Origin of the sequence: Proteiniclasticum sp. (genome assembly GCF_032054185.1) — a bacterium.
Lineage (GTDB): Bacteria > Bacillota > Clostridia > Clostridiales > Clostridiaceae > Proteiniclasticum.
Genome location: NZ_DAMBTF010000008.1, coordinates 16,463 through 32,042, shown reverse-complemented (window position 1 = coordinate 32,042; position 15,580 = coordinate 16,463). Strand labels below are relative to the sequence as shown.

The following is a 15,580-nucleotide window of genomic DNA, read 5'->3' as shown; positions in this document are numbered from 1 at the left end:
CAATAAAGGTGGTGGTGATTTGAGCGTATATAAATACACTGCAGTGCAGGCTGACGGAAAAGAGATTACAGAAGTCATGACGGCTGTGAGTATGGCCGAAGTTCAGGAAAAAATTAAAGCCAGAAATCTGCTTCTGATCAACGTAAAAGAAGACATTGAAAAGAAGTCTGCTGCTGAACAGCTTAGCTTTGGCGGAAAAGTAAATGCGAAACAGATCTCAATTTTCTGCAAACAGTTCGGTACACTACTGAAGGCTGGTGTTCCCGTCGCTGCTGGACTTGACATACTATATAGGCAAACTGAAAACAAGAAACTTAAAGAAGCGCTTGAAGATGTCTATACAGAAGTTCAGAAGGGAACACAGGTATCCACCTGTTTGAGAAATCATCCCAAAATCTTTCCAGATCTCATGATTAATATGGTCGAATCAGGAGAGATGACAGGAAATCTGGATAATGTAATGGACAGGCTTGCGATACATTATGAAAAGGATGCAAAAATAAACTCCAGAATCAAAGGTGCTTTGATTTACCCGATTGCCTTAAGTGTTGTGGCAATAACAGTGGTTATTTTCCTTATTACGGTTATCCTTCCAACATTTATTGGGATGTTTGAGGGTTCAGGAGTCCCGTTACCCTTGCCTACAAGGATATTACTCGGTATATCTCACTTCATAAGGGATTATTGGTATATCGTAATCGCTGTTATTGCTACTTTTGCGTATCTCATTACACGATACATAAACAGTGAAAGTGGACGATACCGTTATGATTCATTAAAGTTCAAAATTCCTGTTGTAAAGGGTTCAATAGATAAAATTGTAACAGCAAGATTTACACGTACATTAGGATCACTTTTAAGAAGTGGAATACCACTTATCGATGCTCTTGAAATTGCAGGAAGTGTAACGGGGAATGTGGTGATAGAAGAAAAACTTAACTATATTGCTGGTGAAGTGGAAAAAGGGGAAACTTTAGGTATTGCATTGAAAAGAACTCCGACCTTTGGTCCGATGGTTGTATCTATGATACAGATTGGTGAAGAATCTGGTAGCCTTGATGAGATGCTGGACAAAAGTGCTGACTTCTATGAACAGGAGCTTGAGGATGCCATAGATAGAATGCTAAAGCTCATGGAGCCTTTACTTATAGTGTTTATGGCAGTAATTATAGGGTTCATCGTCATAGCTATGATGATGCCAATGTTCGGTATGTTTGAAACTATATAAATTATAGTCAAAAATAAATCGAGAGTACTTGAAAGGGGTGGTTATATTAGGGTATAATAATAAAAGATTACTAAACGAAATAATAATATATTAGGAGGAATTAAAATGAATCAATTATTATCAAAGAAACTGAAAATGACGAAAAACAACAAGGGGTTCACCCTTATTGAACTGATTGTAGTTATTGCGATACTGGGGATTTTGGCTGCGATAGCTATTCCTAGATTGGGAGCGTTTCAAGGTACAGCAGAAAAAAGAGCAGATGAGTCGAATGCAAAATTGCTAAATACAGCTATTCAAGTTTATTATGCAGATAAAGGAGAGTATCCTGATGTAGCAGTAGCAGCAATAGCCACTCCAACTGTTGCAGAAGTTAATGCTTTAGCAACTGCAGTAGGAGAGTTTTTGGAAGAAGGTGCAGTTATAGAGTTTAATACTATCGGAGATATAGAATTTAAAGGTGCAACAGGAGCAATATCTGGAGTAGTATATACCGGGAATTAGGATCAAGCGCCATTAAAGAATATTAGATTATGACAAGTGAAGACAAGGGGACAGGGATATTGTCTCGTAGAAGTATCTCATTCGTAAAATTAAATTAGAACCAACAAGGAGGCTTGGAATCATACGATTCTGAGCCTTTGGTTATATTGTGGGGCTTTAATTTAATTAAAATATTATGCACATTTGGATTGTCCACTTCAAAAAGTCCATCTGGGTATATAATCAAATAGAATTCTAGAAAATAGACAAAAAACTTATTAATTAATCAAGATTGAATTTAGAAAATCGAAAAGAAAAAAACAAGACATGGGGACAGGTGTACTGTCTTAACTTAACAAATTAATATTTCATTTAAAGCTGCGGCTAAGAAGACAGCTCAGTCGCAAGCTCCCTTGCTAGGGTACCAGGTACCTTCTCAGACTAAAGTGTAAGAAGGGCAACAAAAAACCGTTCCAGGTACTATTGATTTGTTAACGGTAAACTGCAAAAAGAAGGGTGGATTTTATGAAATTTGGAGAAACTGAAATCATAAGAAGCGAAGGCGAAAACAGACTTCTGAAAATTGGTGCTAAACACGGACGAGAGGTTTATTGTGTTCTTGGGGGAGGAAAACCAACACTTCATTTTGATGACTATGAGGACGCATTGGAAGAATTTAATGTGCGTTGGATGCAGAGTAAATTTGGAGAGTAACAACCCTAAAATACAACCCGAGCAAGGCACTTAACTTATTACCTTGTTGATAACCGTGCCAAATAAAGGAGGCAACCAAGCCTGTCACCTAGCTTAATAACTTACTCAGTATTCTGAGAATATGAGTTAGTTAAGTATTACAATCATTTAAAGCAAAGCAAGACTTAGACAGATTATTTCTGCTTAATTCTTGCTTTCTTTTTACCCTGTCCACTTCAAAAAGTTTATAGGAGGTAAATCTTATGCTGAGTTGGAAAAATGAAACTAGTAGTACCTACATTTATTATGATGACAGTATGTTTCAATGCAAAGAGAATTATCGGACTTGGACAAGTTTTGATGGTAATGCTTGTGAATACTGGGATGTACCCCATATTGTATATGATAAAAAAGAAGGCATAGCTAAGTCTGTAATGCCATGGGAAGTTCATCAATATGAGGACTAAAGGGAACAGGGATATCGTCTAGTCGAATTGTCTCATAAGTAAATAAAAATCAACAAGGAGGCTTGGAATCATACGATTCTGAGCCTTTGGTTTTATTGTGGGGCTTTAGTTATTTAGTATTGTGGTATACTGAGATTAGTGTAAGATGCAGCAAGTCTAGGTAGTGAGGCTGGTGATCAGGATCAAGTGAAGATAATTCAGTTGATTAAGCTATGTTTGTTCATAATTTAATTTGAGAATATCTATCATATGATTAAGTAAACATTTTTAGTAAAATAAAAAAATAAATTACCTTAAAAATCCAAATATTATTTGGGTTTGTTAAGTATACTCAAAAACAGACCTGACGGTCTAAAATATCATACCAAATGCAATTTTATTCATAATGAAAATAAAAATGGCAAGCGAAAACTTTTTTTAAATTCACTTGCCGAATTCAAGTTCAATGCTATATAATAGAATAAAAGCAAATATTCCAATTAATTCCTAACATATATTTAAGTAGTATCTTTATATACATATTAATTTAAGGGGTGGATTGAGGTGCAGAATATCAAAAAAAACAGAGCTGGACTAACACTCATAGAACTTATACTTTCAATAGCAATAATTGGCTTGATAGCCGTTTCATTTATGCCACTTTTTGTGATGTCAGCAAAGACCAATAGTAAATCGGAGACAACTCTTGACTCTACATATCTTGGTAAAGATGCTATGGAATTAGCTTATGGTTTAAGTCAGGATATTTCTTATGAAAAATTAGGAGATGAATTAGTCGGTGAAGGATATAGTAAAATATCAGATAATGAATTTGGATATGAGTATAGTGATAATAAATATTTGAATATTAAATTTACTGAAGAAGGTAATTTAATAAAAGTGGTTGTAAAGATATATAAAGATATGAATCAATTAGAAGTACAGTATGAGTCATTGTATTCCTGGAAGGGAAGGGGAATTTTAAGTGAAGAATAAAAGAGGATTTACTTTAATTGAGTTAGTGATAGTTTTGGCATTACTAGGCATAGTTTTATCAATGATTTATTCACCTATTATATTTTCATTTAAGAATTTTGACATTCAAAATGAAAAAGCAAATATAATTTCAGATGCAAGGGCTACGATGGATTATTTAACTAGGGCGATAAGGAAAGCTGATACAGTTGAGGTCGTTGATGGCAATTTATCTATGGATTCAAAGATGTATAAATTAGAGGATAGAGTATTATTTAAAGAAGCTAAGAAAGTTATGGAAGGAATTGATGAATTAAACATAAATAAAGTTGATAAAACTATAAACATAGAAATAGTTATAAAAAATAGTAAGGGTGAAAATTATAAACTTTCGTCAATTATTAATATACGATAGGGGGAGGAGTATTATTTTAAAGAAAATATCGAAAGAACAAAAAGGCTTCGCTTTTATAATAACGATTTTATGTCTAGCACTAATGTCAATTTTGGGATTTGCAATTATAGGAGTTACAACATCTAATTTTAAAATGGCAAAAGTAGATAGTAGAAGTCAGAGTTCTTATTATATTGCGGAAGCTGGGGCAAATTATATGGTCGATAAAATTAATACAGAGGTAGAGAAAAATGGTAGTAAGTACAAAACTAACTCAGAATTCTTTCAAAATATTGAAAATAATTTTACAAAAAATATAGATACTCTTGATAGTTTTGAAGAAAATAATGGACAGCAACCAAAGGCTTTTATTACTGTAAGTCATGTTAGTACGGATGAAGATACCAGAGATTATAGAATAGAATCTATAGGGGAAATTGGAAACAGCAAAAGAAAGGTTAGCACAACAATATCAATAGGTTGGACTAAACAAGAAAATAATGAAATAATTGATAGCCTATTATTCTATTCAAAGAAATTTATCTTTAAAGGTTCATCAGTAAATGCTGTTTCGGGAAGTATAGTTATGGATGGCTTAGAGGAACATAATTTAAATGGAGGTTCAGCACTAAATATAACAAATATGTATTTTAACGGTCCTGTAAAGATGGATGGAGGTTCTGCATCTTTTGGTAGCAAAGATAAGCCAGGAAATATATATGTAAATGGAGATTTAGATTTTTGGAATGGCACTAGGGATGTATATGGTGATATTAGAGTAAAGGGCAAATTTAGACTAAAGGATGCTAAAATTCACGGAGATGTATATGTAGATGGTGATTTGGAATTAGGTTGGACTCCACAAATTGATAAAAATATATATTATACTGGCAAATTAATAGCACCAGCAAATTATAACAACTCCTTATTGAATAAATGTATAAAAGTAGATGGTGTAGATAGCTTTGAAATACCAATGGTTGATTTTAGTTTAAAGGAAGATAGTTGGTATAGTAGTAATGGATATGTAATTAAAGGTAATGAAACAGGGGTAATACCACATAATGCTAAAATGTTAGTAAACAATTATAAAAACACTAATTGGCAGAATGTAACAGGACAAGTTGTTATTGTTAGTAAAGGAGATATAATTTTAAGAGGTGGTAATGGATTTACAGGTGCTTTAATTGCTCCTAATGGGAGAGTTGAATATTCAGGTGATGGAACTTTTAATGGTGTAATAATATCTAAAAATGAGATTAATCTGCCAAAAGGGGGAAATCATTTTAATTTCAAGAGTTTAAAAGAAGTATTTGGAGATGATATACCAGTAATAACTAGTAGTATTGGTGGAGGAAGTGATGGTAACAATTCTGGAACAAATAATGCAAAGGTAACTATAAAAACAAATATTAAAGAAGAATAATTTACTTATCAGGGGGGGCTAAGGGGGGGTACTAATACGCAAAACCCCTCCTTTTTGCGTATTAATATCATACTTTTGCCCCAACCCATGTTGAGACGGTAGTATTGATGTCAAGGATAGAGAAATATTTATGCGAATGAGCAAGCTGAACAATGGGAAGAGATAGCAGCTTACATAGACCTAATAGCGTCAAGAAGAGAAAGAAAGAGAATTGATGAAGAAACGGAAATTGTGATTCCTCGAAGTGAAACGCCGGCATATCTAGAGTGGATCATATAGCAAATTTGTTTTAGTTTGAGATCAACTGCATTATCATGACTATATTTGTTAAAAGTACAGTTGAAATCAGTGTTCCAAAAAACTATAATTATTTAATGATGCAACTATAATCTTTTGTCTGTTATCAGATTAGTAGTACGGACTTATTTTTGGGGGTTGGGGAATGGAAAAGTCAAATTTCAGTATGGATAATTTATGGAACAGTATTATGGACTTTTCGAGCTCCATAATTCAATCCATTGATGTTAAAGGTGAATTTCTATACACAAATCAGACCTGGAGGGATACTCTGGGTTATTCTGATGAAGAAATCCTGATCAAAAATATATGGACTGTATTAAGCAAAAGGTCACACCCAGCTTATGTTAAGATAATTAACATGGTTATAGAAGGTATAGAGCCAGGTCATCAGGACTTGACTTACATAAAGAAGAATGGCGATGAGATCATATTATCCGGAACAATTTCCATTTTAAAAGACGAATATGGACAACCAATTGGCACTACAGAGTTTATGAAACTCTCAGCTTATGTCGATGAACCCTATAACCTGAAGGTTCCTATACATTCACTGCAGGATCAGACAGAATACGTCAGGGAATACAGCTATGACGGCAATATGCTACTTGGTCTGGAAGATCAGGATAGTCCAATCAACCGTTTTCTGGATTCGATTTACGACCTAGTGTTTTTCAAAGACATCCACGGTGTTTATAGAGGATGCAACAGTAACTTTGCAGCATTATTGAATCTTCCTAAGGGAAAGATTCTTGGAAGAGATGACTATGATCTGTATCCTAAAGAAGTTGCTGATATGTTTACTTCTAAAGATAAGCAGATTCTTAATGATCTTACACCTAGAAAGAATGAAGAGTGGGTCAGAAAATCAGACGGAACGAACAGTTTTATAGAAACCCTGAAGACACCTTACTGGGGACCTGATAATAAACTGATCGGATTTTTGGGAATCAGTCGTGACATAACGGAAAGAAAACTCGCTGAAGAAAAACTGGCTGAAAATGAGATGTGGCTGAATATCTACTTCACACAGTCTCTTAGTGCCAAGTTCTTTCTTATGCTGGACACTCCTGTGATATGGGACGACAGTATAGACAAAAAGAACACTCTTAAACAGATTTACGAAAATCTAAAAATGAATAGAATCAATCCAGCTATGACCTCGTTATATGGTAAGTCTGAAGAGGAAATTACTGCAAGTGAAACACCTGCAGCATTTTTCTGCGATATGCATGATGGTTTTAAGGACTGGATGGAGTTATTAGACAGAAGTCATCTTAATACAGTCACAAAGAAGCAACGCGCAAACGGCGAGTTCCTTTATGTTTCAGGAGACTATACCTGTCTCTATGATCACGATGGCCTTCTCATGGGAATCTTCGGGAATCAGAGAGACATCACAAAGGAAATGCTTGCAGAAGAGGAAAGTAAAGAAAGAGAGCTTTACCTGAGAACCGTACTTGAAACAACAAGAGACGGTTATTTTGCGATGGATGAAGAACTCAATATTATAGATGTCAATGAGGCTTACTGCAGAATGTCAGGCTATACTAGAGATGATCTCATAGGCATGAATATCAATGAACATACAGTAGATAATGATAAAGTCTCGACTATGGCCAGAGTAAACAGAATCTTTAAAACAGGTTCCGAACTTTTTGAAACAAGACACAGAAGAAGAGATGGAACTTTTTATGATGTGGAGATTTCGGTATCCACTTTAGCACCCAGTGAAATGAAACTCATCTGTTTTGTACGAGACATTACTGAGCGTAAGCAGCTGGAGAGCTATTTCCTTATTGAAAAGGATCTGTTCAAAAATACCATACATTCTGCTGCAGATGCCGTGATTTCAACCGACGCAGAAGGAAAAGTTGTCATCATGAACAGCATGGCAGAATCCATGACGGGCTGGACACAGGATGAAGCAACGGACAAGAGAATTGAAGATGTCTTCAATAATGTAGACGGAAGCGGAAATCAGCTTCAGAATGTAGCATTAAAGAGCATTGCTCAGAATAAAACCATAGAAATTACTGAAGACTGTCTACTCAGTACGAAGGATAACAGGAAGATATTTATCGAGCTAAGTGCAGCACCGATAACAGGCAGTGAAAATGATATCATCGGAGCCGTTGTCATGTTCAAGGACATCACAAAAAGGCGAGAAGAAATGAAGAACATTGAAGATCTCAGCTTCAGAGATGCGCTGACAGGTCTCAACAACAGAAGATACCTCGATGAGGCACTCACAAACTTAAATAACGACCTTAGTTATCCGCTGACCATTATGGTGGTGGATGTTAACGGACTAAAGCTTACAAATGATGCTTTCGGACATACAGCCGGAGATGCTCTATTGAAAGCAGTTGCGAAAATCTGCAGAGAAGTCACGAGAAACGGAGATATCGTATGCAGAACAGGGGGTGACGAATTCGTGCTAATCCTGCCAAACAGCGACAGAGCCCAGGCAAAGGCACTTAAAGACAGAATCGTATCCCTGGCATCAAAGACCAACATCGATTCATTGTCGGTATCTCTTGCTATCGGTTATTCGGTTATGAGAAGCGCTGAAGAGCAGTTCGAAGACGTATTTACTGAAGCAGACAACAACATGTACCGCAACAAGCTTAGATACGGAAAGACTGTGAAGAAGAAGACTATAGATAAGCTGATCAACAAGCTTAACCGAAAGCATGGCGACATCTGCCAGCACAACAGGAACGTTGCAAGATACTCGGAAGCTCTAGCTAATGCAATAAACCTTTCTGCAAAGGAAATCGAGGACATCAGGCTTGCAGCCAGTCTTCATGATATCGGTAAAGTGATGGTGTCCAAGGATGTTCTCCAGAAACAGGAGAAACTGTCAGACAAAGAGATGAACCAGATCAGGAAACATTCGGAGATCGGCTATCAGCTTCTAAAAGAAGTGGATGATTATAAGCATCTTGCAGAGATTGTGCTCAGCCATCACGAATGGTGGAACGGCTTAGGATACCCGAGAAATCTCAAAGAAAAACAGATTCCGCTTCTGGCAAGAATCATTGCAGTAACTGATGCGTATGAAACCATGATCGGCAAAAGAAACTACAAAGAATCGATCGGAAAAGATGAGGCAATAAAGGAACTGAAAGCCTGTGCAGGTACCCAGTTCGATCCAGAGCTTGTAGAGTTATTCGTAAACAAAGTCATTCCAACCCTGTAATGCAGGGAACTACTTTGATTGAAGAAGCATCTAGGATGCTCAGGTTTGTCATATTCTCGAACTATTTGTTAAATAATCATAAATGGAGCCGGATGTTCATCATCTGGCTCTAATTTTATAGTATGCTTAATATAGTATAAGTACTTCGTATTTGATCGAATGAATAAAACAGAAGGAGAAATGAATATGAATGAAAAAACACCATCCTTTGCAGTCAAGGTTTTAGTCGCAGTCACCTATGCAATCATGATTATTATGAATGCTCTGGCCAATATTCTTCCAATAAACAATATCAGCACGGGAGACGTATCTGACTTATATCCTAATCTGTTTGCTCCAGCCGGAATCACTTTCAGCATATGGGGAGTCATCTACTTTCTTCTTGCACTGTACGTACTGTATCAGTTCGGCATACTTAAAAGTGATAAGGGAGAAGGAAACGGTAACCTTCTCACAAAAATCGGTCTTCTCTTCTCGGTCTCTTCCATAGCAAATGCAGTATGGATTTTAACCTGGCATTATGGACAGATCCTGTTATCCGTGTTTATTATGCTCGTTATACTCATCTGTCTGATTCTCATTAATCTTTCGACAAGAAATGCGACTTTAAGCGGGCGAGAAAAACTGTTCGTCAGACTGCCTTTCAGTATTTACTTTGGATGGATTACAGTTGCGACCATCGCAAATGTGACAGCACTACTGGTAGATATCGGATGGAATGGCTTCGGCATCTCAGAAGTCATCTGGACAGTCATCATACTGGCTGTAGGTGCCGCCATAGCCATCGCGACCATGTTCTCCATGAAAGATATGGCTTACGGCCTTGTACCCATCTGGGCGTACGCAGGGATACTAATCAAGCATCTCAGTGACGAAGGATTTAATGGAGAGTATTTTACAGTCATTGCAGCAGCAGCTGTTTGTATTCTTCTCTTTATCATGGCAGAAGGGTATCTCTTTTTCTCATCAAACAAAAAGATCGTATACTGATTAGCAGAATCAAAGGCAGACCAGTATTATTTGACAGCATTCAGAGACCTCCTCATGAGTTTAAATGAGGAGGCTTCTTCTGTTTTAAACTGGGTTTATCATCAATGCAGATATAATAAGAGATTTGCAGATGGTTAATTTTTTACCAATGAAAACAGTTCTTGTTCAGTAATTAAAAAGTATAGTAAATAGGCACTCCTTCAAGGAAATGGATTAAAATCTGTCACCTGACAAGAAATATCATTGTGAATCAGTCAAGAAAACTTCTGTTTTATTGAATTCCTGCAGTTTTCATGAGTCTGAGGAATGTAGTGTAAACGTTGAACATCAGATTATATCGGGTATAATGAAGTCATTAGAACCAGAAAAAAGGGGTGTTGTTTGTGATACAAGACATTAAAATCGAACTGAGAAAAGAACTGCTGGAAAAACCGCAGGATATGAAGAAAGTTAAATTCGGAAAGACTTTCACTGACCATATGTTCCTGATGAACTATAACAGCAAGGATGGATGGCATGATGCCAGAATCGTTCCGCATGAGCCTATTCCGATGGATATGGGTGCCATGGTATTTCATTATGCTCAGGAAATATTCGAAGGAATGAAAGCATATAGAACAGAGAGTGGGGATATTCAGTTCTTCAGACCTTATGAAAACATCAGAAGAATGGCTGCATCAGGTGAAAGAGTAAGTATGCCTGCTGTAGATGAAGATATGTTCATGGAAGCGCTGAGAAAGCTTGTAGAAGTGGAGAAAGAGTGGGTGCCGAAAGAAGAAGGAACTTCACTTTATATCAGACCATTCATGATCGCAACAGATGTGGGTCTTGGGGTACACGCATCAGATAACTACCTGTTCTGCATTCTTACCTGTCCGGTGGGCAGCTACTATCCGGAAGGAATCAACCCGATCAGAATCATGATCGAGGACGAAGATGTCAGAGCTGTGCGCGGCGGTACCGGATTTGCAAAATGCGGCGGTAACTATGCAGCTTCCATCAGAGCTTCAGTTAAGGCAGGCAAGAAGGGCTATTCACAGGTTCTCTGGCTTGATGGCGTAGAAAGAAAGTATATCGAAGAAGTCGGTGCGATGAACATCATGTTCAAAATCGACGGAAAGATTGTTACGCCTTCACTTAACGGTTCAGTACTTCCAGGCGTGACAAGAAAGTCAAGCATTGAACTTCTGAAATCATGGGGATACGAAGTTGAGGAAAGACTCATCAGCGTTGATGAACTTGTTGAAGCGGCTAAAGCAGGAAAGCTTGAAGAAGCATGGGGAACAGGAACAGCAGCAGTTGTAAGTCCAGTCGGCTGGCTGACCTATAAGGATGAGACCTATGAAGCCACAGGAAGTAAGATCGGTGAAGTCACACAGAAACTTTATGACGGCCTTACAGGTATTCAGTGGGGTAAGATCGAAGATACCCATGACTGGATCGTCAAATTATAGTATTGAAATAAAAGCATATAAAAAAGCCTCATGTTTCTGTAAACATGAGGCTTTCACATATAATCTCAAATCTCTGTATGATCATAATTCTGTAAAATTAAAAATTAAAATTAAATTATTGCCGGTGTCTTCAGATTTTCTGATATTTCAAGATCGATTTCTCCTGCATACATTGAAGCATAACCTTCGTAAAGCAGTTCCAGATTATCGATGCTGTAGAGATCGCTGGGAGAGATAATTTCAGGTTCTTTATCCATATCATAGATCCTACAGTTGATCAGAAGTTCTGAGACAAACTGAGAACAGAAATAGTGGTGCTTTCTTTTTAAAGGAATACCAAATTTCGCACCCACCAGTCCGATCAGATTGTAGTGATATTTATCAGCCTCATTCTGAAACTTTGCCAGTTCCTTCTTGAGGGAATCATACTGCAGCTTTGTTACTTTAACCTTATAAATCAGGCAGCGGGCTTCAGTATACTTCTGGTATACGCCTCCTTTTAAGTCTTCTTCAACAAATCCGCCCGAAAAAGGATTGTCAGGATTCGTACGACCGAAGGAATACATTTTTGTGAAGCTGTCATCGAAACTGATGGATGCGTGAACATACTTCATGTCCGAAAAGGTAGCGATGACCCTTGATAACCATGTGCCTGTTTTAGTAAAAACAAGATAGATGTAAGATTCCATTTTAGATGCCTCCTCTCTTCATGTCTATAGTCTACATTCAGATATTATAGTCCCCAATTCTTATAAATCTATGAGGATTTCTTGATTTTCTTATTTATCCATCTAAATTATATCCTAAAATATAAACTTTTTGTTAAAACGGAGATAAATATATACAAGAAAACCTTTTCTGAGCCAGATTATTTATCCGCGCAAATAAAATACTCTTAGTTATAATCGTTTTCGTGTTATGATAAAGATAATAATAACTTGACTTGGAGGAAACAAATGGTAGAGGAAAAACGATTTGCTGTATTGATCGATGCGGACAATGTCTCCGCAAAATACATAAAATACATCCTGGATGAAGTCTCCAATTATGGCGTTTCAACCTATAAAAGAATCTATGGTGACTGGACATCACCAGGCACTGCATCCTGGAAAGAGATTCTTCTTGAAAATTCAATTACACCTGTACAGCAGTACAGTTATACCGTAGGTAAGAATGCGACAGACTCAGCCATGATCATTGATGCCATGGACATCCTCTATTCGGCTAATGTTGAAGGTTTCTGCATTGTATCAAGCGACAGCGATTTTACAAAGCTCTCTTCCAGATTAAGAGAATCCGGAATGCTTGTTGTGGGAATGGGTGAAAAGAAGACCCCAAAGCCTTTCATTGCTGCCTGTAATCAGTTCAAATATCTGGATGTACTCCTTGAGTCGGATGAGAAGAATGCCCACGAGGATAATTCTGAAAAGACTGTCCGTCAGGAATCGAAAAAAGGTATACCTGAAGCAGTGCCTAACGGCAATGGGAAAAAACCTGTTAAAACCGAAAAGACAGATGATCAGAAGAGCATGACAGATATCGAAGTCATCAAGGCTACAGTGCACAAGATGATGAATGAAGTGGAAGCTCAAAGTATGAATATGGGTGAAATCGGAAACAGACTCGTGAAAAGATATCCTGACTTTGATGTCAGAAACTATGGGGACACAAAGCTTTCCAAGTTCCTTAAGAAGTTTGATTTCCTTGACTTCAATACTAAAGGTAAAGATGGTACATCCATGTGGGTTTCACTTAAGGGAGAAGGGAAAGAGGTTATAGAAGAGCCTGTACAGCCTATTCAGCCCCAAAGAAGAACCTATAGAAGAAAAGCGAAGAAGAAATAGCAAAGAGAGATCTGCCAAATGCCTGGACTTATATCCGGTCATTTGGCAGTTGACTTATACTCCTATCGGTGAAGAAGATGAGAACCTTTACTTTAGATACATCCATTTTAAGTAATCGGCTGTGGACTCTGCAGGGATGATTCTCTAAATCTGGATAGATGAGGGCTAAAGTGACGGATTCTACATAGAAGCAGACGATCGGATGCTGGAATTAAGAGAGCGTAGTCGTTTAGAAAAAACCTTCAATTTCTCACTCTAAAATTCAAAGAAACTCTGTTCATAAATGAAGTTCTTTGTTATAATGAATAGGCAGTCAAAAAACTGCACTTATGGGAGGATAACTCAGCTGGGAGAGTGCCACCTCGACAAGGTGGAAGTCGCAGGTTCGAGTCCTGTTCTTCCCACCATAAGTAATCTGAATCGGAAACGGTTCAGATTTTTTATTTTATATAGAATTATGTATTAAGGCTGAACCCGAAACTCCTCTCGCACAATATTTTTTGAAAATCAGGAGAGAATAGATTATATTGTAACTAGAAAAGAATGGAGGATAAAAAGATGAGATGGATTAATGTCATAAACACGGTGATTGGTCCCTTGACCATCATTGATACAGATAACAGTATATCGCATATTCACTTTGGGGAAGTCAAAGTAATGGGAATTGAAGAACGAAAGACAGAACTTATCGCTGAGGCGGAAAGACAGATCAATGCATTCTATAAAGGAGAAAGGGATACTTATGATCTGCCTCTGACGCTTCAAGGAACTGAATTTCAGAATAAAGTGTGGAAAGCGCTTCTTGAGATTCCCAGAGGAGAGACAAGATCCTATAAAGACATTGCAGAGGCCATCGGGAACCCCAATGCCTCAAGAGCTGTTGGGATGGCGAACAATCGTAATCCCATTCCGGTGATTGTGCCGTGTCACAGGGTAATCGGAAGGAACGGAAAACTTGTGGGTTTCGCAGGAGGTATCGACCTTAAAGAAAAGATGCTCCTGATTGAAAAAGAAATTCATAACCTATGAAGCCCAAAGAAATATGAACATCTGTCATACATGTTTCACTATCATTTCATCAAAACGTAAAAGAATGTATTCATATTAGCGCTATAGTATAAGATAACAATTATCAATATCAAATATAAAAGGAGTGTTATCTTGTGAAAAAGCTGGTTGGAACATTTAGAACAGAGGAAGAAGCTATTCTGGCAATAAATGACCTGAAAGATATGGGGCTTGATCCTCATGAAATCACAGTCGTTACCCATGATCCTTATGACTACAATTCCATCAAGGGTTATAGCGATGTCATCACACCGGGAAGTCTGCAGGTTGGAAGTGTATACCATGGTGAGGGTGTCCACAATTTCGTGAGCTCACTTTCACACTATGGCATTCCGGAAGAGAAAGCAAGAATCTATAATGAAGGATTCAGAGAAGGAAGATTTCTGGTATTCATCGGTCTTGATGAACACATCAGGAACCATATGGACAATCCGGGCAGCTACCGAGCACCTGATCTCTTCATAGACGATATTGAAACACCGGGAACCTATACCATCCTATCCGCACATAATGAAGAACCTGATACACCAGGTATGTATGTGGCAGAAGAGTATGGAAACAGACCGACAAATCCAGGTACTTATGAGGACCCTATAATCGATGATGAAATCATCACACCAGGAACCTATACTGAGGATGAAGTGATCGATCCTCCACATCATATGGTCAGAAATCCAGACGATGATGAAACCGATCCTGTATTCAATGACAGGAAGGTGGAAGATGATCTCAGAAGAGATTTAGATAGAGACATCAGAACAGACAGAAAGGATCCGTTTGATCCCGACAGGACACCTCCTGGCCATACCGATGAGGATGTCCTCTACAGGACCAAGGACAATATTCCTGTGACAGAGGATGATTTCGATCCAGTTTATAATGAAAGAGATCTGAAAGATAGAGTAGATCCGGAGAAATCAGACAGAAATAAATCGGTGGATGAAACCGATCCGTTCGATCCGGACAGACCCCTTTATTAATCTCACATATATTAATCTAACACAGGGAGAGGAGAAATCCTCTCCTTTTCTAATGGATGAAAGATACATCCTTATATTTAGTGTATTTTCTAAAAAT

The 15,580-nt window shown here is 37.6% G+C and carries 15 protein-coding genes and 1 tRNA gene; 15 read left to right on the top strand and 1 reads right to left on the bottom strand.

The window, feature by feature from the left end:
- Nucleotides 1-19: 19 nt before the first annotated feature.
- From RTX25_RS06105 to RTX25_RS06055, 11 genes are all read left to right on the top strand, one after another.
- Complete coding sequence (locus RTX25_RS06105; protein ID WP_312651795.1) at nucleotides 20-1,228, top strand: type II secretion system F family protein; 1,209 nt, start codon at nucleotides 20-22, stop codon at nucleotides 1,226-1,228.
- A 105-nt stretch (nucleotides 1,229-1,333) separates the two neighbouring features.
- Complete coding sequence (locus RTX25_RS06100; protein ID WP_312651793.1) at nucleotides 1,334-1,732, top strand: type II secretion system protein; 399 nt, start codon at nucleotides 1,334-1,336, stop codon at nucleotides 1,730-1,732.
- Between the two features lie 504 nt (nucleotides 1,733-2,236).
- A complete protein-coding gene (locus RTX25_RS06095) occupies nucleotides 2,237-2,425 on the top strand; it encodes a hypothetical protein (protein ID WP_312651791.1) in 189 nt (62 codons plus the stop codon).
- A 242-nt stretch (nucleotides 2,426-2,667) separates the two neighbouring features.
- Nucleotides 2,668-2,871 carry a hypothetical protein gene (locus tag RTX25_RS06090; RefSeq protein ID WP_312651789.1) on the top strand — a complete coding sequence of 68 codons (204 nt, stop codon included), beginning with the start codon at nucleotides 2,668-2,670 and terminating at the stop codon, nucleotides 2,869-2,871.
- A 543-nt stretch (nucleotides 2,872-3,414) separates the two neighbouring features.
- On the top strand, nucleotides 3,415-3,846 hold the full coding sequence (locus RTX25_RS06085; RefSeq protein WP_312651787.1) for a type II secretion system protein: 432 nt from the start codon (nucleotides 3,415-3,417) through the stop codon (nucleotides 3,844-3,846).
- Nucleotides 3,836-4,240: a prepilin-type N-terminal cleavage/methylation domain-containing protein gene (locus RTX25_RS06080; RefSeq protein ID WP_312651785.1), complete on the top strand. Its 405-nt coding sequence runs from the start codon at nucleotides 3,836-3,838 to the stop codon at nucleotides 4,238-4,240. The genes RTX25_RS06085 and RTX25_RS06080 overlap by 11 nt, the downstream gene beginning before the upstream one ends.
- Nucleotides 4,200-5,645 (top strand): pilus assembly PilX N-terminal domain-containing protein, encoded by a 1,446-nt coding sequence (locus RTX25_RS06075; protein ID WP_397428523.1) that lies wholly within the window; start codon nucleotides 4,200-4,202, stop codon nucleotides 5,643-5,645. Before RTX25_RS06080 ends, RTX25_RS06075 begins: the two co-directional genes overlap by 41 nt.
- A gap of 126 nt (nucleotides 5,646-5,771) precedes the next feature.
- Complete coding sequence (locus RTX25_RS06070; protein ID WP_312652000.1) at nucleotides 5,772-5,924, top strand: AlwI family type II restriction endonuclease; 153 nt, start codon at nucleotides 5,772-5,774, stop codon at nucleotides 5,922-5,924.
- 163 nt (nucleotides 5,925-6,087) lie between these two features.
- Entirely contained in the window at nucleotides 6,088-9,147 is a 3,060-nt protein-coding gene (locus tag RTX25_RS06065; protein ID WP_312651781.1) for a PAS domain S-box protein, read from the top strand.
- 186 nt (nucleotides 9,148-9,333) lie between these two features.
- Nucleotides 9,334-10,137 carry a tryptophan-rich sensory protein gene (locus RTX25_RS06060; protein WP_312651778.1) on the top strand — a complete coding sequence of 268 codons (804 nt, stop codon included), beginning with the start codon at nucleotides 9,334-9,336 and terminating at the stop codon, nucleotides 10,135-10,137.
- A gap of 386 nt (nucleotides 10,138-10,523) precedes the next feature.
- The gene (locus tag RTX25_RS06055) at nucleotides 10,524-11,591 is read left to right on the top strand and encodes a branched-chain amino acid aminotransferase (protein ID WP_397428526.1); all 1,068 of its coding nucleotides are present in this window, start codon (nucleotides 10,524-10,526) and stop codon (nucleotides 11,589-11,591) included.
- 110 nt (nucleotides 11,592-11,701) lie between these two features.
- Here the strand turns inward: RTX25_RS06055 and RTX25_RS06050 are convergent, their stop codons facing one another.
- Complete coding sequence (locus RTX25_RS06050) at nucleotides 11,702-12,280, bottom strand: hypothetical protein (protein ID WP_312651774.1); 579 nt, start codon at nucleotides 12,278-12,280, stop codon at nucleotides 11,702-11,704.
- Between the two features lie 267 nt (nucleotides 12,281-12,547).
- Between RTX25_RS06050 and RTX25_RS06045 the strand changes: the two genes are divergently transcribed.
- The 4 genes from RTX25_RS06045 (at nucleotide 12,548) to RTX25_RS06030 (ending at nucleotide 15,483) form a co-directional block, all read left to right on the top strand.
- Entirely contained in the window at nucleotides 12,548-13,435 is an 888-nt protein-coding gene (locus RTX25_RS06045) for an NYN domain-containing protein (RefSeq protein WP_312651772.1), read from the top strand.
- A gap of 331 nt (nucleotides 13,436-13,766) precedes the next feature.
- Nucleotides 13,767-13,842 (top strand) — tRNA-Val (locus tag RTX25_RS06040).
- A 151-nt stretch (nucleotides 13,843-13,993) separates the two neighbouring features.
- Nucleotides 13,994-14,464, top strand: coding sequence for a methylated-DNA--[protein]-cysteine S-methyltransferase (locus RTX25_RS06035; protein ID WP_312651770.1), 471 nt, complete (start codon nucleotides 13,994-13,996; stop codon nucleotides 14,462-14,464).
- A 134-nt stretch (nucleotides 14,465-14,598) separates the two neighbouring features.
- Complete coding sequence (locus RTX25_RS06030) at nucleotides 14,599-15,483, top strand: general stress protein (protein WP_312651768.1); 885 nt, start codon at nucleotides 14,599-14,601, stop codon at nucleotides 15,481-15,483.
- Nucleotides 15,484-15,580 lie beyond the last annotated feature (97 nt).